This is a genomic window from Stenotrophomonas sp. G4, from assembly GCF_003428825.1.
Taxonomy (GTDB): Bacteria; Pseudomonadota; Gammaproteobacteria; order Xanthomonadales; family Xanthomonadaceae; genus Stenotrophomonas; species Stenotrophomonas indicatrix.
The window spans coordinates 2,203,943-2,226,965 of the sequence record NZ_CP031741.1 but is presented as its reverse complement, the minus strand read 5'-3'; the positions used below and the strand labels follow the sequence as shown (position 1 = coordinate 2,226,965).

The window sequence follows — 23,023 nt, the reverse complement described above, 5'->3', positions numbered from 1 at the left end:
TAAGAGCGAGACTAGGGCGACTTGCGGAGCTTCCGCTTCGGGCCAGTAAAGGACATCGGGACGGAGCGGGATTAGGAAGATTTATCGGGGGAGGGAAGGTAGCCTTGACCCAAAGCAGTTACTCGCGGAGGGCAAAGAAGCACTCTTTGCTTCCCTCGAACTTCCTGTCACGCTGAGAGTGTGCGGCTCGAGCTTGTTCTACAGTTTATGTTGGAATCCAAAGGAGCTATCCGATGCCGGTCGAGCAAGGACGGGCGCTACTGCGACAGGTCAAGGATCGCATCGGCGCGTGCCGCGCCCTTGGCTTCATTGATGTGGCGCACAGGGAATTGAATCGCGAGCCCAACGAAGGGATGCCGTGGCTCCAGCGGCTCCCCCATGTCTGGTTGCTGATCGTGAAATGGGCGTTGGCAGGCTGGCGCCCGGATGATGATCGGCCTGATCCCACCGACGAAGACACTGGCTTCATAACGCAAGTCACATGGGATGCGATCGGGCATCTGGTTGGCGTCGAAGGGCGGCCGGCGATCTTCATGCGTCGAATGGCGCTGCAGCAAATCTGGCTGCAACGGTCATTCGATACCAGTGCTATACCGCGGCAATTTCGAATTCTCGGGGAACTCATGGCAGGCGCTGCGACTACAGAGCGCTTTCGGCAGCAATACGGTCTCACGCCTGCACAGTTCGCCATAGTCATGATGCACATGGCGGCCGATGCAGGCGACCTGCTTGATCGGCCGGCATTATCGGCGCTGCGGCCCGGCACCCCTCGGATACCTGAGCACTGGACGATCATGCGAAGGATCCTCGACCGGACGGTACCCCAGCTGCATCGCGACTGTGCCGAAATGGAGGCTAGGAACACGCTTGCCGAAGTCGAGGTGTGCGAGCAATCACCCTTGGTTCGTACTCCCTTCCTCGCAAGCCGCAACCTGGGCCCTGTGTGCATCCACCCCATCCTTCTGTTCCGGATGTTGGAGACGGTGTTGTTCGACCTGGCTCGTGCCATCGATGCCCGTCCCTTCATGAACGAGTTCGGGCCGGCATTCGAGAACTACCTGGCAGAGGTGCTGGACGATTTGAACGCACAGGTGATTCGGGAAGACGAGCTCAGTCAGCGCCTCGTCGGCCCCGGGCAGGTGGTCGACTTCGCCGTAGTCTCTGAGGAGGCGCTGGTCCTGATTGATGCAAAGGGCATTGAGGGGCACTACGACGAGCTCTACCATAACCTGCCCGAGGAACTGGCAGCCCGACTCAGAACGTCCCTGTTGCGCGCAGTCGACCAGGCCATTGCCACGGTGGATCGACTTCCTGCCGATCTTCAGCGAAACGACGTCTACTTCCTTTGCGTAACCTTCAAGCAGGTCGTTGTCACCGATGGCGTTGCACTGAGGGAGCTCACAGCCGGTACGGGCGAATGGGCGCATCCACGTTGGGAATCGAACGTGCTTACGCCAGCACGTATGCTCTTTCCCAGTGCGTTCGAATTTGAATCCATCGTGGCGCTAGCGAACACGCTGCAGGTGCCGATCAGCCAAGTGGTTGGCGACATTGTTGCCGACAACGGCAAGCCCGAAACGCGAAAGATGCTTCTGGAACAACATGTTATGGCTTGCCGAGCCCCACTCGACGCTCCAGCAGTGATCCAAGGGGCCGCTAATCGCCTCAGGCAGTAGCGGAGTAGGGCTCGCTCGCGCCCAAGGCAGAACGGTGCATCCTCCGGCTTTGAGCGGTCCAAAGCATGAGCAAATGGCGCGTTGGTCGCGCGGATTGCCGTCCGGCGGGTGCGCATGGGCGGGGCAGGGGATTAGGAAGATTTATCGGGGGTAGGGGCTCAGCTTCGTCTCGCACCGGGTGTCCACCTCGTGGCATTTGCTAAGCCCTGACGACGACCCGATAGACCTTCTTGGATGTCCTGCCTCATTCCTGGACTGGCGTGCTGCTAGTCTGAATTTTATTGGCGCGACAACATGGCCAGTAGATCCATTCGGCGAACAGTCCGATTCGACCACCGAGCGCATAAGGGCTGCGGCGGGGTCGCCTGTGACGAGCGCGAGCGAGACACAGCCGACCACCGCCGCGGCGAACGGAAGCACGTTGATTGCAGTTGGTAAGCGCCCGCTGGGTACGTTCCCTGAGACGCCGCCATATCCGTCCACTTTCTAACTACGCATCCTTGCAGCTGCAGGTAGGCGCCGAGGCAGAGCGCCACGTTGCAGTGACACCGGCACCATGGAGCCGGTCCACATACTTCGCTAGATGGTGGAGCTTGTTGGTGTAATCGACCAAGTTGCGGGCCGTGGGGTCATCAAGATGGTTAGGCTCGTGCGTCATCCGATTGCGAATCTTCATTACCTCCTCCAGCATCTGACGCTCGTCGTCGGAGTAGAAACGGCCGAGTTTGGCATGTGCTTTAGCGGCCGCGCCGTCTGCGGGATATCGTCTTGGCTTTGCGAACTTCTTCCAAAGTTCAAACTGCGAAATCATTCCTGATCTGGCAATAATGGCCTCGATCCGCTGGATGCCGACCCCGACCCCGGGAAGGCGAACTCCTTCATTTTCGAAGATTGGCCGCCCAGTCGCCAAATGTACTGCGCGAGCGAACTCATTTCCTGTAAAGAGGCATGCTTGGATCGACACTTCTGCCACCATAACTGGAGTGGTCAGTAGCGGGCCATCCTCGACCTTGGGGTGATGAGAGATAGACGTGAATCGCTGACTGTCTACGATTTTTGCTGTAGCGATCGCCATGTCGTGGGCACGCATGGTGTCCACTAGCCAAGCCGATGACATCTCAAGGTACGTATCAAGTGTCGCAGCAAAGTCACGATTCATATGAGTCCCTGCGATGGTCGCGGGTGAAGTATACGGAGGCGGGGGGGGGGGAGGATGGCGCTGCTGTGCCCCGCCCCCTGGCGTGACTTGGCAGCGGCTTAGCTAGAATCCCCTCTAAGTTCTTGGAGGCGAGTATGGATATTCGAATAGGTGCGTTTCTGGCGCTACTTGTAATGGCGTAACATCTGAAGGCTCAACAGATCCGTTCCGCCGCTGGGCCGCCGCCAGTGCCCAAGCACGGCCCAGCTACGCCGAAGGCTTACAACCCCGGAACTGAGCCACTGAAATGCCAACAGCACGCCCATCCTGGTGTTCGGGCGTACTGCGCCGAAATTGAGCGCTGGTACATCCAGAGTGAGGCGCGCCGCCAAGGTTTGCCGACACCATCGAGCGAAATGATCCATCTGCCGGCCTACGGCACCTCAGAATCCAAGCAGCTTGGCGCCGCGTGCATGGGAGGCACAGCGATGCGACGACTCAGTAACGGCTGGGAGCAGTTGCGAAACGCGAAGGGGGAATGGCTCCGTTGCCGAGAAAAGTGAGTCGGGGTGTAGGGGCAACGCCCCTACGGAAAGCGCCTCACACGCGCTGGTGCGGCCTCGGCCCACGGCGCATGTAGACCACATTGGACGGTTCGGCGTCGGAGCCGGGTCCACTCACGCCCAAACGCCGTTCTCGGCGAATTCTCAGCGCTTCGGCAAGGTAGATCACGCTGGATTTCGTTGTGGCACAAGCCTTTCGGGGCGGTGCCGATCGGGTGGCCGCCTCGATGTGGGCCTCGGCCATCATCAGTCGCCATTCCCGGGCGATATTGCAGGTCAGCGACCACCAGGCCATATCGCAGGGTTCAAGCTGGTGACCTTCGGGGGTGAACATGTGGCCGGCCTGAAACCCGAAGCCGGCCCAAGGGCCGGCTAGGTCTATGCGTTCGTGGGGATCAATCTTGATCATGCTGCGAGTTCGTCCTTGTCGGGGGAACGAACAGGGAGGCAAGGCCATGCGGAGCCGACGAACCCAACCACGGCGGATATGGTATTTCGCATAATGTATATTATGTTCGCAACAGGAGGGGCGTCGACTCCGCCAACAAGCCCGACTGGCAACCCTCCGGACATCATCACAGTCTACGACACCGGCCATCTCGCCGAACCAACGTTCAAATTCTAAGGGAACCCCAAGCCCTCAACCCCGTAGAATTCAACGCCAGGCAGCCCCACAACCACCGTGACGCGTCACGGTAATCGGGTCCGCCGACCCGTCGATCGCACTGATTTTGAAGGCCTTGTGCCGGGAACAGTCCTTGACCGGGCGTCGAAGCTGGCCTCTCGCCAGTGGAACGCGCACCCGGCCAGCGCGGCACACGCAGTCCGCGCACTCGATGCATGCACGATTCAAGAATTGCCAGACGCAACAGACTACTTCGCTGCGCCCACACCGCGCAGATCTCGACACCATCCACCAACTTCCCCTGATTCCGCCCTAGGAAAAGTCTCAAAAATCGAACGTTTTCGATGCTCGACGCGACAGCGGCGCCAGAATGAGCACCACGCTACTCGCGCTGACAACACTCCTGCGCATGAACGGATTCCCTGCACCGCGCCGGCTTCGCCTGGCGCTGCTTGACGACCATGACGTCGTCCGCCGCGGCACGGCCTTCCATCTGGGCAACGACAGCCGCTTCGAGATCATCGCCAGCCACAGCAACAGCCAGGCGTTCGTGCAGGCTGTGCAGCAGCGTCATGCCGATGTGGCCATCATCGACATCACTCTGGCGCCAGGAGATATCAGCGGCACCACGCTCGTCGAGCACCTGCGGCAAGCGTTGCCGCAGGTGACGCTGCTTGGTTTTGCCGGGCAGTCATCGGTAGCGATCATCAACCACCTGTTGGATGCAGGAATCAGTGGCTTTGTCGGCAAATCCGAGCCGTTGGCGGAACTGTCCGATGCGATCGTACGCGTGGCCCAGGGGCTCTGCCGCATTCCGCCGTCGTGCAGGCTGCTGACGCCCTGCGATGCCCTGAGCCGCAACGAGCGCGAGGTCATCCGACTGGTCCTGGATGGGCTGACCGTTTCCGAGATCGCCCTGCATCGACACCGCAGCGTCAAGACCGTCAGCACACAGAAGATCGCCGCGCAGCGCAAGCTGGGGCTGCGCAATGATGCCGAGATCTTCGCGATGCGGCAGCAGCTGGAGGCGCTGTGACCGTGCGGTTGAAGCGCGTTCGCAGAGTCATGCTGCTGGCGCTGTTTACCCTGCTTCCCTGTACGTCCGCGGGGGACATCCCGCACGGAAAGTGGACAGCGGGCCGCGTTGTCCGGGTGGCCGCGGCCCCCACGCTGCATCCTGTGCCCGAAGATGCTGCCGACCCCGAGGTACTGCAGACCCTGGCGCATGGCTATGCCGCGCTCGTCGCCCGCCACTCCGGCCTGACCTTCGTCGAAGTCCCTTTTCCCAGCACGCTCGCAGCGATGACCGCGGTCTGTGAGGGGCAGGCTGATCTTGTGCTGGCGATGGGTGCTGGCGCTGGAGCACGCCTGCCCTGCCCCAGCGTGGCGCCCTCGCGCAGTTTTCCTGGCGGTGCCAGCGTGCTTGCCGGCCGCATTGGCGAGCGCTTGCCGAGGCGGATTGCCGATCTGGGCACGCTGCGGATCGCTGCTGTTGCAGGAGGCCCCTATCCGGAATGGTTGGCACAGCATTACCCTGAAGTGCCTGTGCTGCCGCACCCCAGCATGCGCGCGGCATTGGCCGCCGTGGATGCCGGCATTGCCGACGCGGCGATCGGCCTGGAATCCACTGCAGGTGCGATAGCACGGCGCCACTTCTCCCACAGTCTGCGGCTGCAGACTGTGGACGCCGATCTTTCGACCCAGCTGCATCTGCTTGCCCGCCGCGAAGACCAGGCGCTGCTTGATCGTATCGAGGCGGCACTGGATGACATCACCATTGAAGAGCATGCCCAGCTGCTGCAACGCTGGGCCCGGCAGACGCTGCCGGCCGCGCTCGACCAGAAAGTGCGCCAAGGCCTCGATGGCACCGTGCTCTGGATGTTGCCAGTCCTCGCCGTGCTGCTGGCATTTCCGTTGCTGGCTGCACGCAGACTGCGGCGGCAGAAGGGTCTTGATCAGAAGCAGGCGCAGATGACGGGCATGATCAGCCATGAGGTGCGCAATTCCGCCCAGGCCGTCATGGCATCGATCGACCTGCTGGGCCAGGCACCACTGCCAGCCGGGCAACGCGAACTGGTAGCCGCTGCGGCCACCGCCAGCCAGGGATTGCGCGGGTTGCTCAACCGCACGCTGGACTTCTCCCGCCTGGCCAGCGGCACGTTCCGGCCAAAGCGGGTGCCCTGCGACGTCCCTGCGATCTGCACGCAGGCGCTGCAGGCCATTGCACCCCTCGCGCAGAAGAAGGCGCTCAGCCTGCAGCTCTGCGCACCGCAGTTGCCGTTCCCGATGCTGGCAACGGACCCGGACTGCCTGCGCCAGCTGCTCGACAACCTGCTCGGCAATGCCGTCAAGTTCACCGACGTGGGCGGCGTTGAACTGCGCCTGCAGCTGGATGCGCCCACGAAGAACGCATCACTGTTGGTAGAGGTCATCGACAGTGGCATCGGCATCGCGCCAGCGCAGATGAGCGCCCTGTTCGAGCCCTTCCGGCAGGCCGATGCAGGCAGGCAGCGCGGCGGCAGCGGTCTGGGCCTTTCCATCTGTCGCACGCTGGCCGAAGCCATGGGCGGCACCCTGGACGTCCATAGCGTGCATGGCCGTGGCAGCCGCTTCATTCTTCGCCTGCCCGTGCAGCAGGTGCAGGAGGATGCGCCTGCCACTGCCGCTGCGCCCGCCCTGCCCCGGCTGGCCGGCACGCGCATCCTGCTGGTGGAGGATCACGCGCTGACCCGGCAGGTCATTGCCGCCCAGCTGCGGCGCTGGGGCGCGACGGTGCAGGAGGCTGCCAATGCCGAAGATGCCTTGGCGGCCCAGATGCAGGCGCCCTGCCCGCTGGTGATACTGGACATCGGTCTGCCGGGAATGGATGGGTACGCGCTGGCCCGGCAATTGCGGCTGCATGAAGCAGAGGGCGCGCCGCGCGCCCGGCTGATCGCGCTTTCCGCCTTCACTGGCGACGATCACACGATGCGCTGCCAGGTCGCCGGCATCGACGCGGTATTGCTCAAGCCGTTGCAGGCCGATGCGCTGCTGCAGGCGCTGGACCAGCCTGTGCCCGGCAGTGCTTTCGAAAGCACTGCCCGCGAACTGCTGGCCGCCTACGAAGAAGATATCGATCGCGAACTGCAATGCTTGCACGAAGCGATCGCTCGTTGCGATGCCGCGCAGCTGCGCCATCATGCGCATCGCCTGCAGGGCGTGCTGCAGATGCTCAACGCGGGCGGCATGGATGCACGCGCCGGCGAGCTATGGGAGCTGGGCGATCGCGTGCCGCCCAGCTGGGACGATGCGCGCCAGCTGCTGGCCGAGCTGCAGTCGTGGCGCGGCTCCCGGGGTGCGGGAACCGCGCCGTCGCCCTGAATCAGGCGGCGTTGCGGCCTGCCTGGCGGCGGGTCAGGTCGTTGAAGCGACCCAGCGACATCAGGTGCTGGTGGATCAGCGCCAACCAGCCGTTGCGGTGCCATTCGATGACGGTCGCATCCGGCAGCGCAATGAACTTCTCGACGTCGACCACGAAGAAGCCGTTGAGGTTGAACTCGCGACCATCGGGCAGGCGCACGGTTGCATTGCGCTCGACCAGCAGGCCGTTGTCGACCAGTGCCTTGGAGAATGCCTGGGTCTGTTCGTGCTCGCGGGTGAACTGGCCGCAGAACTCAAGCGCCTGCTGCACCATCTCGGTGGCCTTGCCATCGACGAACAGCGGCTGGCCTTCTTCGCCGCCACGGACGATGCGCGGGCTGTCTTCGTCGATGCCGAGCAGGAAGTCATTCTCCGCGCCGGTGTCGATGAAGATGAAGGGATGGCGGCGCAGGTAGGCCGGAATGTAGGTCTCGTCGTCCCACAAACCATCGGTGATGAACAGGTTGTCGGTGGTCACGCCCACGGCGGCCATCGGCACCGCGCTCGGGCCTGCGAACAGGATCGGGAAGTGGTGCAGCGCCAGCGAGAATTCGCCCAGCACCAGCGGGATGGAGTTGCTGGCGGCAGCGAACTCGAGCTTGCCCGGCAGGATGCGCAGATCGGCGTGCAGGTCTGCCTGCAGCGGCACCGGGCGGGTGTAGAACAGGGGCGCACTGCTCGGCGCAGCTTCGGTGGTGGTGTCGCTGGTGGTGGTCATCGTGGAAACCATGTCGATCATGCGCGCCTTCCATCCCGGGCGCGCCAGCGGGAACAACCTGAATCCCGCATTATCAACAAGGCAGGTGACAACGGCCACCCCGCCGCTCAGTTATTTCAGCTGCAACGGGTAGCGCTGCCACAGTACGTGGACCAGGAAGCCTGCCAGTTCGGTATCGCGCGCACTGACCGCCGCGCGGATCTTGTCCAGCAGGACCATGTCGCTGCAATGCCGCACATCGGCGTGGTTGGCCTGGCCAGCGCGCCGTGCCCGATAGCGTGCAGCCCGCTGTGCGTCGCTCATTGCGTACCCGAACTTGGGCGGCCGACCGCGTTTGCGCGGCAGGGTCAGCTCCAGGGTTCCGGGATCATTGTCATCACGCATGGGCAGGGTGCGGGCGGCGGCAAGCAACGGGGGGTGCGCAATTTATCGTGAGGCATCACTTTAATCCAGCTTTTTCTGCAGTTTTGTTGCAATGCAATGCAATGCAATGCAGGTGCGTGGCGCACGGATGGCCCCCATCCACGCCTGGCGCAGGAAGTAGATCCACGCCATGCGTGCATGCCCCCTCACCAATACAAAAAAAGGGAGCCCGCGAACGGGCTCCCTGCATCCACCTTACGCTGCACGCACCGGCTCGTAGCCATGCAGGTGCGATTCGCTGCTGGCCCGTCCCTGGCTCAGCGAACGCAGCGAGGTCGTATACCCGACCAGCTGCGCCAGCGGCGCGAACCCGCTGACTTCGGCGCGACCGTCCTGGTCGTCGATGCGGGCGACGCGTCCATGGCGGCGATTCAGATCGCCCACCACGTCCCCCACCGAGGCGGACGGCGAATGCACCGTCACCGCCATCACCGGCTCCAGCAGCTGCGTGCCGCTGGCCGCCAACGCGGCCTTGATGCCCTCGCTGCCAGCCCGATGGAACGCCATCTCCGACGAATCCTTCGCGTGGGTCTGGCCATCCACCAGGCTGACTTCGATGCCGACTACCGGATGGCCCTGCGGGCCTTCCGACAGCGCGGCACGAACGCCCTTCTCCACCGCAGCGATGAAGTTGCGCGGCACCACGCCACCGACGATGCGGTCATTGAACACGACCTCGCCGTCGTCGCGCGGCACCACATCCAGCACCACGTGCGCGAACTGGCCCTGGCCACCGGTCTGCTTGACCAGGCGGCCCACGACGCCTTCCACGGCACGCTGCGGTGTTTCCTGGTAAGCCACGCGCGGCGCGCCAATGCCGATGTCCAGCTTCCATTCGCTGCGCAGCCGCTCGACCATCACCTCCAGGTGCAGCTCGCCCATGCCCCAGGCCAGGGTTTCACCGGTCTCGCGATCGGTTTCCACCCGGAACGAGGGATCTTCCTGGGCCAGGCTTGCCAGGCCCTGCGCCAGCCGGATCAGGTCGGCCGCACGTGCCGGCTCCAACCGCCAAGCCAGTACCGGGGCCTGTGCCTGGATGCTCTCCAGGCGCAGCGGTTGCCCTCGCCCGCTCAGCGTTTCACCGCTGACGGCATCCTTCCAGCCCAGCACCGCCACGATGTCGCCGGCCACCGCCTGCCCGATGTCCTGGGTCTGGTCAGCCTGCACGCGCACCAGCCGGCTGATGCGACGCCCTTGCGGGTGCTGCGAGCTGGCCACGTTGTCGCCTACCTTCAAGGTGCCCGAATACAGCCGTACGAAGCTCAACGCACCGTGCTGCTGGTGGGTGATCTTGAACAGCAGGCCAGCCAGCGGACCGTCCGGGTCCGGCGGCAGCAGGACGTCGCCGCCCTCGCCTTCGGCAGTGACCGCAGGACGATCCAGCGGCGACGGCAGGTAATCGACCACCGCATCCAGCAGCGTTTCGATGCCCTTGTCCTTGAAGGCAGCACCCGCCAGCACCGGTACGCCGGCGCCCGCCAGCGTCGCGCGACGGATCGCTGCGCGCAGCGTCGCCGCGTCGATGTCACGACCTTCCAGCCATGCCGTTGCCAGCACATCATCATGGTCGGCCACGGCTTCGACCAACGCATTGCGCTGCGGTTGCCACTGCGCGCGCTCGGCCTCGCTCCATGCCGTCACCGTCGCCGCGCCCGCGTCCTGCCACTGCAGTACGCGGCCATCGACCAGGTCGACCCAGCCGTGGAAGTCGCCCTCACTGCCCAGCGGCACGCCCAGCGCCCACGGTCGCGCCCGCAGCTTGTCCTGCAGCTGCTCCAGCACCCGCTCGAAAGAAGCGCCGATGCGATCCATCTTGTTGACGAACGCAATCAACGGCACGCCATGCCGGCGCGCCTGGCGCCACACGGTTTCCGATTGCGGCTGCACGCCGTCCACGGCCGAGAACACGGCCACGGCACCGTCGAGCACGCGCAGCGAGCGCTCGACCTCGATGGCGAAGTCGATGTGGCCGGGCGTGTCGATCAGGGTCAGCTGGTGCAGCGGCAGATCGCGTGGCGCCCATTGCGCGTGCACGGCGGCCGCGCCGATGGTGATGCCACGTTCGCGCTCGATCGCCGAGAAGTCGGTGGTCGCGTTGCCGTCATGCACCTCGCCGACGCGATGGATCTCGCCGGTCTTCCACAGAAGGCGTTCGGTAAGGGTGGTTTTGCCAGCGTCGATGTGGGCAATGATGCCGAGGTTGCGGAGACGCGACAGCGTCTGGGTGTTGGTGTTCATGAGAAAGGTTCCTGCTGGGCCAACTTCGGGGGCCGCACACGCCGGTTGGCAACGGCGTGTGCGGCTAGCGTTCGGTCTCGGCGATCTGGTGCATGGCACGTTCTCCTTGCGGTGGAGCGGGTTGAGGGATGGGGACGGAAACGAAAAGAGCGCCCCGGAGGGCGCTCTGTGGATGGTCCAGCGAAGGCCGCGATCAGCGGCCTCGTAGGGCTCCAGGCAGACACGCCCGTTCCGCGCTTGCGCGGGTCAGGGTGAAAAACTTCAGGAGCGGCATCCGGTTCATGTGGCGCATTCTAGACCTGTCAATCTGGCGCGCAAGTGAATATTGCGCACATGGATGGAACGATGAGCCCCGAAGTAGAGCCACCCCATGGGTGGCTGCAACCCAGGTCGTCAGGCGCATTACTTGCAGTCGTGCAGCCGGCGGGCATCGCCCACGGTCGCCGCGTGCTGCTCAACGGTCGACACCCAGCCCTTCAGCGACATGGCCGGGTCGTTGCCCTGCTTGCGCGGACCGCCATGGATCAGCACTTCGGTCCAGCTGCCGGTCGGCGCCAGTTCGGCCAGGCGTGCGGCCTGGTCCTCGTCGGTACTGAAGGTGTCGTCAGGCGAGGAGGGTTTTGCGTTGTTGACCGTCGCCTGCTTGCGTACGCGCACACGCAGGGCGCCATCCGGCATGCGCTGGGTGGCCACCTCGTAGCGCTCCACGCCGTAGGCCCACTTTGATTCGCCGGGGCGACGTGTCTCAGTGCCGTCATCGGCAACCTCGACCGACTCGCCGGTGACCGAGCCCAGCGCAGCAATGCCGCCGAAGCCGGCCATCATCGCCTCGTAGGCCACCATCTGCCGCTGCTCGACCGACAGCTTGCTGGCGTCCGGTTTCATGCCTGGCAGGTTGAGATAGGCCGCCTTTTTGCACAACAGCAGCACGCGCTTGTCCTCCCAGGCCATCGAGATCTCACCATTGGCGAAGTACTCGGTGGTGAACGATGAAACCGCTGCACCCTCGCCGGTCGAATGGCGGGTCTCAATCAGCGACGCCTCTTCGGACGCTGTCATCAGCGAGACCTTGGTGGTCGCGGCGGCACCTGCAGTACCGATAACGCCGATCAGGGCAGCGAACAGTGCGCAACGCGTGCGGGAGAGAGTCATCAGGCCATTCCTTTGAAAAAACGAACCGCACATGATACGCGGCCAGACCCGGGGTGCCGCTTCGTCTCAGGTAACCACCACCAACGGCACACCGCGGCGCGGATGCTGCAGCACCACCACGTCCTGCTGGTAGACGCGCTGCAGGTTGGCCTCGGTCAGTACGTGCGAAGGCGTGCCGTCAGCGGCCACCCTGCCCTGCTCCAGCAATACGATGCGATCGGAGTATCCGGCCGCCAGGTTGAGGTCATGCAGCACCACGATCACGCACGCACCGGCTTCGGCGCAGGCACGCACGCTGCGCAGGGTGCGCTCCTGGTGGCGCAGATCCAAGGCAGCCGTAGGCTCATCCAGCAGCAGCAACGGCGTGTCCTGTGCCAGCACGCGCGCGAACGTGGTGCGCGCCGATTCGCCGCCGGACAACTGCTGCACTTCGCGCAGGCGCAGCGCCTGCAGCTCGGCAGCATCGATCGCCCGCTCCACCTGAGCATCATCCACCTGCGGATCCGGCGGGTGCGGCAGGCGCCCCATCGCCACCACTTCCTCCACGCTGAAGGCGAAGCGCACGCCGTGCTCCTGCGGCATCACCGCACGTTCGCGCGCAAGCGGTCCGGCCCTGTAGTCGCGCAGCGGACGTCCATGCAGCTGCACATCGCCACCGTCGGCACGCAGATCGCCGGCCGCCACCCCCAGCAGGGTCGACTTGCCGGCACCGTTGGGCCCCACCAGCGCCGTCACCGTGCCCGGCTGGAACGCAAGGGTGATGCCATGCAGGATCTCGCGCTGCTGGCGACGCACCACCACGTCGCGCAGTTGCAGGAAGGCGCTCATGCCGCCGCCTTGCGGCGCTGCTGCAGCACCAGCCAGAGGAAGAACGGCGCACCCAGCGCGGCGGAGAACAGGCCCAGCGGAATCTCGGCAGGCGGGTCCAGGGTGCGCGCCGCAGTGTCGGCCACCACGATCAGCAGTGCACCCAGCAGCCCCGACAACGGCAGCAGCCAGCGGTGGCCAGGGCCAACCAGCAGGCGCGCCACGTGCGGCACCACCAGGCCGACGAAACTGATCGAGCCGGCGAACGCTACCGCAGCGCCGACCAGCAACGCACTGAAGGCCACCAGCAGGCGCCGTGTACGCGCCACGTCCAGCCCCAGATGCTGTGCCTGGCGCTCGCCGAGCGCCAGCATGTCCAGCGGCGTGGCCAGGCGATGCAGTGCGAACGCGCCGATGGCGAACAGCGGCAGCACCGCCACCACGTCGGCCCAGTTCGCGCGCGCCAGCGAGCCCATCTGCCAGAACACCAGCGATTGCAGCTCGCTTTCGTTGGCGATGTAGGTCAGGAAGCCGATCAGTGCCGAACAGAACGCGGCCATCGCAATGCCCACCAGCAACAGCGTAGCATTGCCTCTGCCCTTGCCCGGCCGCGCCAGCGCGTAGGTCAGTCCGATCGCGGCGGCACCGCCGCCGAAGGCAGCCACCGGCACCAGCCAACCGGCTGCGCCCGCAGCGCCCAGCACGATCGCCGCCACGGCACCCAGCGCGGCGCCCTGGCTGACACCGACGATGCCCGGATCGGCCAGCGGATTGCCGAACAGTCCCTGCAGGCTGGCACCGGCCATCGCCAGCGCCGCGCCGACCATCGCCCCCAGCAACGCACGCGGAATGCGCAGCTGCCATACGACGGCCAGGTCACGGCTGCTGACCGATTGCGGATCCAGCAAGCCCAGCTTCACCGCCAGCGCCTGCATCACTTCCAATGGCGGCAGCCGCAGCGGGCCCACGGCGAACGATGCCAGCACCGCGCCCAGCAGCGCGAGCAGCGCAATCAACAACATCGTCCGCCCGCGACGGCGGCGTCGATCCGCAGGGCTCATGCCTTCGGCAGCGCCGCCAGCGCCTGCGCCAGGGCCAATGCACCCGCGCCGGAACCGATGCTGGCGTACTTCAGCTGCGCATCCGGCATCACCCAGACCCGGTTGGCCTGTCCGGCCGGGGTCTGCTTCAGCGTCGGGTACGCCTTCCACAGGCCTTCGGCACCACCGAACAGCTGCAGGTCGTGCTCGGTCACCAGGATCACGTCCGGTGCCGCCGCGACCACACCTTCGTTGCTCAGCTGCGAATAGTTGGCCACGCCGGCCTCGGTGCCGATGTTGAGGCCGCCGGCCAGGGCGATCAGCTTGGCCGATGCGCTGTCGGCACCGGCCACGGTGGGCGAACCGCCCGCTCCCGTCGCCGACACATGGATCACCCGCGGCGCATGCGCCAGGCCCTTGCCGATCGCGGCGGCCTCATCCAGCTGGCGCTGCACCTGCGTGGCCAGGGTCTGCCCTGCGTCGGCCACGCCGAGCACGGCGGCGATCTTGCGCACCTTGTCAGGCGCCGGCTGCAGGTCATCGATCACCACTGCAGGCTCGCCCACTTCGCGCAGCTTCTTTGCCAGTTCGGTGTGGCGACGCAGGCTGTTGCCGATGAACAGCGACCCCTGCAGGCTGAGAACCCCCTCCACGCCGGTCGTCCGGTTGAACAGGAACTGGTGCGGTGCGGCCAGGCCTGCCTCGGTGGTGGTGTTGGTCGGCGCGGCGAACACCTGCTTGCCCAGGCCCAGCGCCTCGATCACCGCGATGATGTCGTCACCGCCGGCAATGATCCGGCTGCTGTCATCCACCTCCACATCGGCGCCATCGTCGGAGTGCACCTTGCTCGGCAGCACCGCCTGCTGCCCCGGCAGTGTCGGCACGTCGCTGCCTGCCACCCGCTGCCAACCTGCGGGAAGTGCTCCCGCCTTGGCGGTGGCGGCCGCCGGTGCTGCTGCGTCTGGGTTGCCGGCAGACGGCGGCGCTTTGTCGCCACAGGCGGCCAGCACCAATGAAACGGCAATCGGGAGCGCGCACTGGCGCAGGCGGGAAGCGATGTTCATGCAGATTCTCCTTGCTGGCAGGGCGGCGGGGTGCCGCCCTGCCCTGTGGCTTACAGCTGACGCAGGCTGATGCGGGTGATGCGGTCACCCTTCGGATCTTCAGCGCCACGCGACTTGTTCACGGCGAAGACATTGCCCTTGCCATCGGCGCGGACGTGATTGGGGAAGGTGCCGCCATCGAGGTTGCCGACCACCTTGCCATCACGGTCGACGGCAGTGACGGTGCCGGCACCGCGATTGGTGACGTAGGCCAGGCCACTCTTCGCATCGAAGGCCACGTTCAGTGCGCCGGCGCCGACCGGCACGTCGTGCACGACCTTGCCGCTGGCCACGTCGACGATCAGCAGGTTGTCGGTGCCCTGCGAGGCCACGTAGAGGCGGTTGCGCTCGGCATCGAAGGCAACACCCGAAGCGCTGATCGAATTGCCCAGGTCGATGACCTTGTCGACCTTGCCGCTGGCCACATCGATCACCGCCGCTTCCGGCGTACCGATGCTGACCGTGAACAGCTTGCCGCTGGGCTCATCCAGCACCAGGCTCATCGGCACGAACTTCTCGTCGTCCACGCCGGAGGCCAGGGTGATCGGCTCCAGTGCCTTCAGCGTCTTCGCATCGAACACCGACAAATGGTCTTCACCGGCGGCCGAGGCGAACACCTTGCCGTGCGTGCTGTCGACCACCACGTCGCGGGCGTGCGGCACGGCGCCGACCGGGAACTGGTGGACCAGCGACAGATCCGCCTGGCGATAGACAGCCACGGTGTCCTGGCGGGTGTTGCTGACCCAGACATTGCCATTGGCATCATCGACGCCCACGCCATACACCGCGAACACCGCACCGTTGGTGCTGCCCGGCACCTGCGCCGGGGTGATGGCCTTGGTCACCTTCAGCGACTTCGGGTCCAGTTTCAGCAGCTGCGACTGGGTGACCGGCGGGCGGCCGACGGCCGAGGTTACGAACACGGCATTGCTGGCAGCACTGTAGGCCGACTGGTACAGGCCGGGTACCAGCTTGTTGGACTGGGTGGCGAACTTCGCCTGGCCCGACAGCGGCAGCTGCGGCGACACACGCAGCTTCAGCACGGCTGCGGCGGCCGGCTGGCTGGCGCGCACCACCACCGGATGGGTGCCCGGCACGGCGTCGGCCGGAATGGCCAGCTGGGTCTTGAAGTTGCCATCGGCATCGACCACCACCGGTTGGCTGTTGAGCACGGTATCGCCACGCAGCAGGCTGACCTGCTGGCCCGGCACGAAGCCGCGGCCGGTGACATCGGCGGTGCTGCCGGGAACCACGTTCTCACCGCGTGAGACGACCTGGCCCTTGAAGGTAGCGCTGGCCGGCTGGTCGAACACCGGCTGTGCGCTGGCGGTCACTGCCAGCAGCAGGCCGGCGGCCAGGGAAGTGAGGCGGAAAGACGGACGGAATGACATGGAAGGCTCCTTGCACACTTAGGCCGCGCCTGGTGGCGCGGGATTCATCGGTTGCCTTGGCCGCTGCACATCGACAGTCCGCCTGGGTAGTGGGGTCGCACGACACTGCCGTGCGAGGGGGTCATTCGGCGGCGTTGTCTCCACCGGCCGGCTGGTCGTCGGCGGCGCTGCGGTCGCTCACGCCATACAGCTCGTGCAGCGCCGCGTGGAAGGACGCCGGCAGCATCGGGCCATGGCCCAGGCCCGGGAACTCGCGGTACCGCACGCTCAGCCCCGGCACCTTGCCCAAGCGCTCGGACAGCTGCATCGCCGCATCCGGGGTGGCGCCACCAATGCGGCGCAGATGCGCGACCACGCGCGGATTGCTCATGTCGCGCTTGCCACGGTCGCCGACGCGCTCGGCACCGCCCAGCATCAGCCACACCTTTGCTGGCTGGCCATGCACGTTCTGCACGAACTGCTGCTCGATATCACCCAGCGGCGCACCCTGGCTCCACCACAATGACGGACTGGCACTGAGGTAGTACTGGAAGGCGGCCGGACGGGTGTACAGGCTGCTGAGCACGAACAGGCCGCCCAGCGAATGGCCCCACAGGGCCTGCTGCTGGCGATCAATGTTGGCGCGGCGTTCCACTTCGGGCTTGATGCGACGCTCGATCATGTCCAGGAAGGCCGCTGCGCCGCCGCCGACAACCTGCGTCCTGCCGCTTTCATCATCGGCGCGATCGATCCATGCGGTGTAGTCGCGGGTGCGCGACGCCGAATCGATGCGCAGGTCGTTGTCGTAGCCGATCAGCACCAGCACCGGCGGCGCCTTGCGTGCGGCCAGCTCGGCCAGCAGCGGCTGGTCCAGCACCATCGCCACGGCGTTGCCGTCCAGTGCGTACAGCACCGGCGATGGCGCCCTGGGGACCTTGGCCGGAATCGCCACATTCACCCGCCAGCGGCGCTGCTGGTCGGGGCTGTCGATCACGAAACGCTCGAAGCGATAGCTGGCCGCCGGTGCATCGAGCACGGTCTGGCCCATCTTCTGCAGCGGATTGCGTTGCTGCGCGTATGCGTACGGGGTAGCCAGGAGCAGGCCCATCATCAAGGCGGCCAGGCCGGACAGCAGCGGGCCGCGGCACGGAGGCAGGACGGAAGACTTCATCAGCGACGGCGAAAGCGGCACACGACCACCGGTTCACAAGGGACCGCAGTCTACCTTAAACGCGAATGATTATCACATCGATCGAACGTCACGCTATGTATCACGCGCGCGACAGTGCGTACGCCAGCGCTTGCACCGGAAGTCCGGGTTCATCTACTTTGCCTGCCATCGGGGCGCAGGAATCGCCCCGCCCTTGCGGGTGCCTGCCTGGTCCCTGCCCATCAGCTCCACAACCGCCATGGGATCGGATCCCATGATTGTGAGAACCCCTTGAAGCACAAAGCACTGATCGCACTCGTCGCCGGCCTTCTCGCCCCGCTGGCCGGCCATGCCGCGCCGAGCCTGGCCGGGCTGTATTCGGCCTATGAAGAGGCCGGCTATTCCTCCCTCGGGCTGGAAGAACTCAACCAGACCGTACAGTTCACGGCAGTGAGCCTGGGCGCCTCCAGCAACCTGCAGGGCGAGCCGGTCCTTGAGGCGGGCGATGAGGATGGCCAGGTGTTGGCCCGCCTGACCGCCTCCGACGACGAGCAGAACGCCAAGCTTGCAGCGATGGAGGACGGCGTCACCTTCACCGCCAGCTGCACGCTGCAGTTCAGTTCGGGATCGGACTATCTGGCGTTGGGCGACTGCGTTCTGCAGTAATCAGCTTGGCACCGCCGACAGCACCGCAGAAACGACGAAGCCGGCCCTGGGCCGGCTTCGTTGCATCGGGCCGAAACCCGCTGACTCAGGGGCCGGCGGGCACCGGACCGTACGGGTTGTCCTGCGGCGTACCCGGCAGCAGCGCAAAGATCAGGATCACCACGCCACCGCCCGGCACCAGCGCCAGCAGGTACAGCCACCCTGACTGGTTGCAGTCATGCAGGCGGCGCACGGTCACCGCGATCAGCGGCACGATCGTGGCCAGCCAGAGCGCACCCACCAGTGCCACCGCGCCGATCGTGATCCCGGCCATCCAGCTGGAATCGGCGTCCAGCACGAGGCCGGCAACGAGCGCCACTGTCAGCGCAATCACGCATACCGCGGCTCCCGCAAGCAGCAGGAACAGCTGGAACATCCAGTACTCGCGGCGGTTGGCGCGGCCTTCGAACTGGGCGTAGCGCTTCAACGGCAGAATCATTTCCTGCACGGCATCGTTCCTTGAAAAACAAGCCGCGCAGTCTGCCAAATGCATGCGGGCGGAGCAATGCGCCGCCTTGCCACACGCAGACGACTACGCGCCCTTGGCCGCCCTCGCCGCCTCGCGCTCGGCGCGCAGGCGATCCAGTTTTTCCTTCAGCTTGATCTCCAGCCCGCGCGGCACCGGGTTGTAATACACCCGCTCGCCCATCGCGTCGGGGAAACCGGTCTGGTCCAGCGCGATGCCGCCCTCGGCATCATGGTCGTACTGGTACTCGGCGCCGTAGCCCAGCTCCTTCATCAGCTTGGTCGGTGCATTGCGCAGGTGCAGCGGCACTTCTTCGGTGCCGCTGTCGCGCACATCGGCCTTGGCCTGGTTGAAGGCGGCATAGCCAGCATTCGACTTGGCGGTGCTGGCCAGGTACAGCACCAGCTGCGCGAAGGCGAGCTCACCTTCCGGGCTGCCCAGCCGCTCGTAGATGTCCCACGCTTCCAGCGCCATGCTCTGCGCGCGAGGATCGGCCAGGCCGATGTCCTCGATGGCCATGCGGGTCAGCCGGCGCGCCAGATAGGACGGATCGCAGCCACCGTCGAGCATGCGCGTCAGCCAGTACAACGCGGCATCGGGATTGGAGCTGCGCACGGACTTGTGCAGCGCCGAGATCTGGTCGTAGAACTGTTCACCGCCCTTGTCGAAGCGGCGGGTGCGGTCGGCCAGCACCTGGGTCAGTGTCTGCGGGGTGATGCGACCACCCTCCCCGCCCGCCAGCTCGGCGGCGATTTCCAGCAGGGTCAGCGCACGGCGGACGTCGCCATCAGCGGCGGTGGCGATCTCCAGCAGCAGCTCGGGCGCGACTTCGATGCGTTCCTCGCCCAGCCCGCGCTCGCGATCACCGAGCGCACGTTCCAGCGCTTCGACGATGTCGGTTGGCGAAACACCTTCCAGCACGTGCACGCGGCAACGCGACAGCAGCGCCGAGTTCAACTCGAACGACGGGTTCTCGGTGGTTGCACCAACAAACAGGATGGTGCCGCGCTCGATGTGCGGCAGGAACGCATCCTGCTGCGCCTTGTTGAAGCGATGCACTTCGTCGACGAACAGCACCGTGCGGCGACCTTCGGCGAAGCGCTGCGCGGCCTCGGCCAGCACCTGGCGCACCTCCGGCAGGCCGGACAGCACGGCGGAAATGGCACGGAATTCGGCATCGGAATATTCCGCCAGCAACAGCGCCAGGGTGGTCTTGCCGCAGCCGGGCGGCCCCCACAGGATCATCGAATGCACGCGCCCGGACTCGACGGCGCGGCGCAGCGCGCTCTCTGGCGCGAGCAGACGCTTCTGCCCGACCATCTCATCCAGGGTGCGGGGGCGCATGCGCTCGGCCAGCGGGCGCATGTGTTCCCGATCGACACTCAGCAGATCGGGGCCGGGGAATGAAGTGGAGCGATGTCTTGGCACGCGGTCATTGTACCGCGAGAGCGTGCCAACCAAGGTTGGCACCCACCAAGGACGGTAGCGCCGGGCCATGCCCGGAGGACCGGAGATCTTCGGCGATCAGTAATGCCGGCCGCTGGCCGGCAGATCAAAAGCATGTCAACCAAGGTTGACACCTACCAAGGGCGGTAGCGCCGGGCCATGCTCGGCGGATCGGAAATCTGCGGCAATCGGTAGTGCCGGCCGCTGGCCGGCAGATCAAAAGCATGTCAACCAAGGTTGACACCTACCAAAAGCGGTAGCGCCGGGCCATGCCCGGCGACCGCGATCAGTTGCCGATGACGTCGGTACCGGCCGGCGGGGTGAAGCGGAAGGTGTTGGCGACGAAGCTGGGGTTGCGCTTCCAGCCGCTGAAGCTGATCACAGTGCGCTGGCCCACGGCATCGGTGATCTCCATCTTCGCCAGGCCCTGCGCGTTGAAGCCCAGCGCGGCGTACTGGAAGCTGGCTTCGGTCTCGCGCTTCGGCGACAGCGACAGCCACTGCAGGCCATCGCGGGTGGCAGCCTCTTCGCTCACGTCGTACTGCTGCTCCAGCAGTGCCGGGTTGATCAGCGCGGTCAGCGGGCTGTTCTGCTCTTCCTTGCCCTGCTCGCGCACGGTCGCCTGCTCCAGATCCGGCTCGAACATCCACACCTTCTTGCCGTCAGCCACGATCAGCTGCTCGTGCGGGCGCACGTATTCCCAACGGAACAGGCGCGGTGCCGACAAAGCGACGCGACCACTGGTGGATTCCTTGACCTTGCCGCGGCTGTCGAACACCTGCTGGCTGAACTGCCCATCCAGGCCCTTCAGGCCGGTGGTGAAGGTTTTCAGGTCATCACGGGCGCCGGCCCAGGCGCTGCCGGCAGCGGCGCAGGCCACGGCCAGGGTGGTGGTGGCAAGGAAACGGCGGAGGCGAAGGTTCATGCAGGGATCCTGTGGGCGCGCGGCCAGGAAAGTTGGGTGCCAGTGTGCCCGGCGAAAGATGAATGGGCGATCAGGACGCCATTATGACGCCCTGATCGCTGATCGGCGATTCAGCTGCCAGCGGCCGGCAGCTTGCCGTACAGCACCTGGCCACGGAAGCCGCGGCGTACCTCGCGGAACAGTGCGCGGAACGCGGCATAGTCCTGCGGCTGGCACAACGCCTCGGCGCCGCGCACCGCGTTCTGCTGCAGGCGGTGATGCACGGTAACCTCCTGGCCCTGCCGGCTCCAGTCGACCCGGTACTCGCCGGCCGCATTGGCAAAGCGCTGGCTGCGCGGAATCGCGATGATCGGGGCATTGGCCGGGAACTGCAGGCGATAGGTTTCCTCGCGCAGGCTGGCATTGCAGTAGAACGGCGTCTCGTTGTCCGGTGCCGAGGCGCTGGCATACAGCCCGCGCACCGATTCACCACCGGGCGGATCGGGCACGGCCATGCCGCCGGCCACGTCGAAGTCCACGTAGTCCTCGGCCTGGAACGCCATGCGATAGCCAAACGGCCGGGTCAGGTCGACCGGCACCCCCTGCAGCTGCAGCTGGCCGCGGCCATCGAAACCGGACGCGGCCATGATCGATTCTTCAGCGCGCGCCCGGTTCTGTGCATTGAGCTGGGCGAACTGCGCGCGCATGCCGATCTCGGCGTTGTCGCTCAGCTGCGGCACTGTCTCGCCACGCAGGTTGCCCTGCGCGTCGAAGGTGAAGCGCACCTCCATCACCGTGGCATTGCGCTGCGGATCATTGGCCGGCGTGCGCGCCAGGGTGGCATCGCGGGTGTGCAGCACCGGCGCACCGAGGTCGCCATCGGGCAGCTGGCCGAAGCGCGCCCAGGCACTGGTCGAATCCAGGTACAGGTCGAACTCGGGCAGGTAGGTGATGGCGTGGTTGAAGCGGCCCAGCAGCGGAATCTTCGGCAGCGTCGGGCCGCCACCGGCACCGATCAGCACCGGCGAACTGGTGATGCCCTTGGCCGCCAGCAGCGCCTCGAGGATCGTTACGTGGTCCTTGCAGTCGCCATAGTGGTTGTCGAGGATGCTCTGCGCAGTGTTCGGCTCCAGGCCACCATTGCCCAGGTACACCGCCACGTAGCGGATGTTCTGCGCCACCCAGCGGTACAGCGCATCGGCCTGCGCGCGACGGTCGCTGATGCCGGCGGTGACTTCATCGGCCAGCGCCTGGATCTCCGGGGTGACCTGCGCGGCCGGCCCTGCTTTCAATTGGTAGGCGCGGCCCATCTGCGCCCAGTCGCGATAGGTGCTGGCCATGATGTTCGGCCCGAACTCCCACACCGCCGCCGACCAGTTCTGCGCCTGCATCGGCTCGCGGCGCTGGTAGCGCCAGCGCCATTGCGCCTGGCCGTTCTTCACCACCGGTCGGTCACTGCCCTGCACGCCACGGCTGTCCACGAACATGGGCAGATTGGCCGGCGCGCTGAGGGTCACTTCGGCATCGTCGTACTGGGTGAACACATTGAAGGTTTCCCACAGGCCGAAGTAGCCCGGGAAATAGGGCGTCAGCTGGGTCCGGCGCACCTGGTAGAACAGCCGCGTACCCGGCGCCAGGTTCGGGAACACGATCACCCGCACCTTGCGGTCGGCATACATCGCCGCCGAGGCACTGGAATAGCTTTCCTGGGTGTAGATGCGGTCGGCCGGCACTTCGCGGCGCTGGCCGTCGGCGGTCAGCGTATAGGCGTTGACCACATCCAGCGTTTCCATCTTCTCGCTGTAACTCAGCCGCACCTGGCTGAACTGCTCCACCGCTGCCTTGGTCTTGAGCAGGATCTCGTAGGTTTCGGTCTGCACGTTGCCGGCATCGGCGCGCACCTGGTAGTCGGCGCGATAACGTACAAAGCTGAAGTTGTTGCTGGCCTCGGCATCGCCGCCGGTGGATGGCGGCGCGACTGCGGGTACAGCGGTCGCGGCGGCGTCGGCCAGCGCCGGGCCGGCTGCCAGCAGGCAGGCCAGCGCCAGCGCCAGCGCGCAGGAAACGGGTTGAAGCATGCGTCGGTTCCTTGGACGTCGG

At 65.7% G+C, this 23,023-nt stretch carries 19 protein-coding genes; 4 read left to right on the top strand and 15 right to left on the bottom strand.

Annotated elements, in window-relative coordinates; genetic code table 11:
* Window positions 1-233 precede the first annotated feature (233 nt).
* The gene (locus D0Y85_RS10435; protein WP_117310395.1) at window positions 234-1,676 is read left to right on the top strand and encodes a hypothetical protein; all 1,443 of its coding nucleotides are present in this window, start codon (window positions 234-236) and stop codon (window positions 1,674-1,676) included.
* A 490-nt stretch (window positions 1,677-2,166) separates the two neighbouring features.
* Here D0Y85_RS10435 and D0Y85_RS10425 read toward each other — a convergent pair whose 3' ends face one another.
* The gene (locus tag D0Y85_RS10425; protein ID WP_162887648.1) at window positions 2,167-2,766 is read right to left on the bottom strand and encodes a hypothetical protein; all 600 of its coding nucleotides are present in this window, start codon (window positions 2,764-2,766) and stop codon (window positions 2,167-2,169) included.
* A gap of 648 nt (window positions 2,767-3,414) precedes the next feature.
* On the bottom strand, window positions 3,415-3,786 hold the full coding sequence (locus D0Y85_RS10415; protein ID WP_306431518.1) for a DUF3653 domain-containing protein: 372 nt from the start codon (window positions 3,784-3,786) through the stop codon (window positions 3,415-3,417).
* Window positions 3,787-4,411: 625 nt separating this feature from the next.
* On the opposite strand from D0Y85_RS10415, the gene D0Y85_RS10410 reads away from it, so the two are divergent.
* Both D0Y85_RS10410 and D0Y85_RS10405 read left to right on the top strand, forming a co-directional pair.
* Window positions 4,412-5,038, top strand: coding sequence for a response regulator transcription factor (locus D0Y85_RS10410; protein WP_117310393.1), 627 nt, complete (start codon window positions 4,412-4,414; stop codon window positions 5,036-5,038).
* A gap of 143 nt (window positions 5,039-5,181) precedes the next feature.
* Window positions 5,182-7,362 carry an ATP-binding protein gene (locus D0Y85_RS10405; RefSeq protein ID WP_343202872.1) on the top strand — a complete coding sequence of 727 codons (2,181 nt, stop codon included), beginning with the start codon at window positions 5,182-5,184 and terminating at the stop codon, window positions 7,360-7,362.
* A 1-nt stretch (window position 7,363) separates the two neighbouring features.
* Here D0Y85_RS10405 and D0Y85_RS10400 read toward each other — a convergent pair whose 3' ends face one another.
* The 9 genes from D0Y85_RS10400 to D0Y85_RS10360 all read right to left on the bottom strand — a co-directional run bounded on the left by D0Y85_RS10400 (window position 7,364) and on the right by D0Y85_RS10360 (window position 17,423).
* Window positions 7,364-8,119: a SapC family protein gene (locus tag D0Y85_RS10400; protein ID WP_100436616.1), complete on the bottom strand. Its 756-nt coding sequence runs from the start codon at window positions 8,117-8,119 to the stop codon at window positions 7,364-7,366.
* Window positions 8,120-8,230: 111 nt separating this feature from the next.
* The gene (locus tag D0Y85_RS10395; protein ID WP_025877210.1) at window positions 8,231-8,503 is read right to left on the bottom strand and encodes a hypothetical protein; all 273 of its coding nucleotides are present in this window, start codon (window positions 8,501-8,503) and stop codon (window positions 8,231-8,233) included.
* Window positions 8,504-8,737: 234 nt separating this feature from the next.
* Window positions 8,738-10,780 (bottom strand): elongation factor G, encoded by a 2,043-nt coding sequence (gene fusA / locus D0Y85_RS10390; RefSeq protein WP_025877212.1) that lies wholly within the window; start codon window positions 10,778-10,780, stop codon window positions 8,738-8,740.
* Between the two features lie 402 nt (window positions 10,781-11,182).
* The gene (locus tag D0Y85_RS10385) at window positions 11,183-11,932 is read right to left on the bottom strand and encodes a hypothetical protein (RefSeq protein WP_117310391.1); all 750 of its coding nucleotides are present in this window, start codon (window positions 11,930-11,932) and stop codon (window positions 11,183-11,185) included.
* A 66-nt stretch (window positions 11,933-11,998) separates the two neighbouring features.
* Window positions 11,999-12,760 (bottom strand): heme ABC transporter ATP-binding protein, encoded by a 762-nt coding sequence (locus D0Y85_RS10380; RefSeq protein ID WP_117310390.1) that lies wholly within the window; start codon window positions 12,758-12,760, stop codon window positions 11,999-12,001.
* Window positions 12,757-13,800 carry an iron ABC transporter permease gene (locus D0Y85_RS10375; protein ID WP_117310389.1) on the bottom strand — a complete coding sequence of 348 codons (1,044 nt, stop codon included), beginning with the start codon at window positions 13,798-13,800 and terminating at the stop codon, window positions 12,757-12,759. The genes D0Y85_RS10380 and D0Y85_RS10375 overlap by 4 nt, the downstream gene beginning before the upstream one ends.
* The gene (locus tag D0Y85_RS10370) at window positions 13,797-14,843 is read right to left on the bottom strand and encodes an ABC transporter substrate-binding protein (protein WP_033831068.1); all 1,047 of its coding nucleotides are present in this window, start codon (window positions 14,841-14,843) and stop codon (window positions 13,797-13,799) included. Before D0Y85_RS10370 ends, D0Y85_RS10375 begins: the two co-directional genes overlap by 4 nt.
* Window positions 14,844-14,893: 50 nt before the next feature.
* The gene (locus tag D0Y85_RS10365; protein WP_117310388.1) at window positions 14,894-16,273 is read right to left on the bottom strand and encodes an ATP-binding protein; all 1,380 of its coding nucleotides are present in this window, start codon (window positions 16,271-16,273) and stop codon (window positions 14,894-14,896) included.
* Between the two features lie 121 nt (window positions 16,274-16,394).
* Window positions 16,395-17,423 carry an alpha/beta hydrolase-fold protein gene (locus tag D0Y85_RS10360; RefSeq protein ID WP_117311901.1) on the bottom strand — a complete coding sequence of 343 codons (1,029 nt, stop codon included), beginning with the start codon at window positions 17,421-17,423 and terminating at the stop codon, window positions 16,395-16,397.
* Window positions 17,424-17,693: 270 nt separating this feature from the next.
* On the opposite strand from D0Y85_RS10360, the gene D0Y85_RS10355 reads away from it, so the two are divergent.
* On the top strand, window positions 17,694-18,068 hold the full coding sequence (locus tag D0Y85_RS10355; RefSeq protein ID WP_088099885.1) for a hypothetical protein: 375 nt from the start codon (window positions 17,694-17,696) through the stop codon (window positions 18,066-18,068).
* 85 nt (window positions 18,069-18,153) lie between these two features.
* Here D0Y85_RS10355 and D0Y85_RS10350 read toward each other — a convergent pair whose 3' ends face one another.
* The 4 genes from D0Y85_RS10350 to D0Y85_RS10335 all read right to left on the bottom strand — a co-directional run bounded on the left by D0Y85_RS10350 (window position 18,154) and on the right by D0Y85_RS10335 (window position 23,001).
* Window positions 18,154-18,555 (bottom strand): DUF805 domain-containing protein, encoded by a 402-nt coding sequence (locus tag D0Y85_RS10350; RefSeq protein ID WP_080148804.1) that lies wholly within the window; start codon window positions 18,553-18,555, stop codon window positions 18,154-18,156.
* An 84-nt stretch (window positions 18,556-18,639) separates the two neighbouring features.
* Window positions 18,640-19,938 (bottom strand): replication-associated recombination protein A, encoded by a 1,299-nt coding sequence (locus D0Y85_RS10345; RefSeq protein WP_223485498.1) that lies wholly within the window; start codon window positions 19,936-19,938, stop codon window positions 18,640-18,642.
* Window positions 19,939-20,305: 367 nt separating this feature from the next.
* Complete coding sequence (lolA, locus tag D0Y85_RS10340) at window positions 20,306-20,944, bottom strand: outer membrane lipoprotein chaperone LolA (protein ID WP_117310387.1); 639 nt, start codon at window positions 20,942-20,944, stop codon at window positions 20,306-20,308.
* Window positions 20,945-21,054: 110 nt separating this feature from the next.
* Window positions 21,055-23,001, bottom strand: coding sequence for a DUF3857 domain-containing protein (locus D0Y85_RS10335; protein ID WP_117310386.1), 1,947 nt, complete (start codon window positions 22,999-23,001; stop codon window positions 21,055-21,057).
* Window positions 23,002-23,023 lie beyond the last annotated feature (22 nt).

Coding starts and splice junctions, on each gene's coding strand:
- D0Y85_RS10435 (WP_117310395.1), top strand. CDS start 234: ATGCCGGTCGAGCAAGGACGGGCGCTACTGCGACAGGTCAAGGATCGC.
- D0Y85_RS10425 (WP_162887648.1), bottom strand. CDS start 2,766: ATGCGTGCCCACGACATGGCGATCGCTACAGCAAAAATCGTAGACAGT.
- D0Y85_RS10415 (WP_306431518.1), bottom strand. CDS start 3,786: ATGATCAAGATTGATCCCCACGAACGCATAGACCTAGCCGGCCCTTGG.
- D0Y85_RS10410 (WP_117310393.1), top strand. CDS start 4,412: ATGAACGGATTCCCTGCACCGCGCCGGCTTCGCCTGGCGCTGCTTGAC.
- D0Y85_RS10400 (WP_100436616.1), bottom strand. CDS start 8,119: ATGACCACCACCAGCGACACCACCACCGAAGCTGCGCCGAGCAGTGCG.
- D0Y85_RS10395 (WP_025877210.1), bottom strand. CDS start 8,503: ATGCGTGATGACAATGATCCCGGAACCCTGGAGCTGACCCTGCCGCGC.
- fusA (WP_025877212.1), bottom strand. CDS start 10,780: ATGAACACCAACACCCAGACGCTGTCGCGTCTCCGCAACCTCGGCATC.
- D0Y85_RS10385 (WP_117310391.1), bottom strand. CDS start 11,932: ATGACTCTCTCCCGCACGCGTTGCGCACTGTTCGCTGCCCTGATCGGC.
- D0Y85_RS10380 (WP_117310390.1), bottom strand. CDS start 12,760: ATGAGCGCCTTCCTGCAACTGCGCGACGTGGTGGTGCGTCGCCAGCAG.
- D0Y85_RS10375 (WP_117310389.1), bottom strand. CDS start 13,800: ATGAGCCCTGCGGATCGACGCCGCCGTCGCGGGCGGACGATGTTGTTG.
- D0Y85_RS10370 (WP_033831068.1), bottom strand. CDS start 14,843: ATGAACATCGCTTCCCGCCTGCGCCAGTGCGCGCTCCCGATTGCCGTT.
- D0Y85_RS10365 (WP_117310388.1), bottom strand. CDS start 16,273: ATGTCATTCCGTCCGTCTTTCCGCCTCACTTCCCTGGCCGCCGGCCTG.
- D0Y85_RS10360 (WP_117311901.1), bottom strand. CDS start 17,423: ATGAAGTCTTCCGTCCTGCCTCCGTGCCGCGGCCCGCTGCTGTCCGGC.
- D0Y85_RS10345 (WP_223485498.1), bottom strand. CDS start 19,938: ATGCGCCCGCTGGCCGAGCGCATGCGCCCCCGCACCCTGGATGAGATG.
- lolA (WP_117310387.1), bottom strand. CDS start 20,944: ATGAACCTTCGCCTCCGCCGTTTCCTTGCCACCACCACCCTGGCCGTG.
- D0Y85_RS10335 (WP_117310386.1), bottom strand. CDS start 23,001: ATGCTTCAACCCGTTTCCTGCGCGCTGGCGCTGGCGCTGGCCTGCCTG.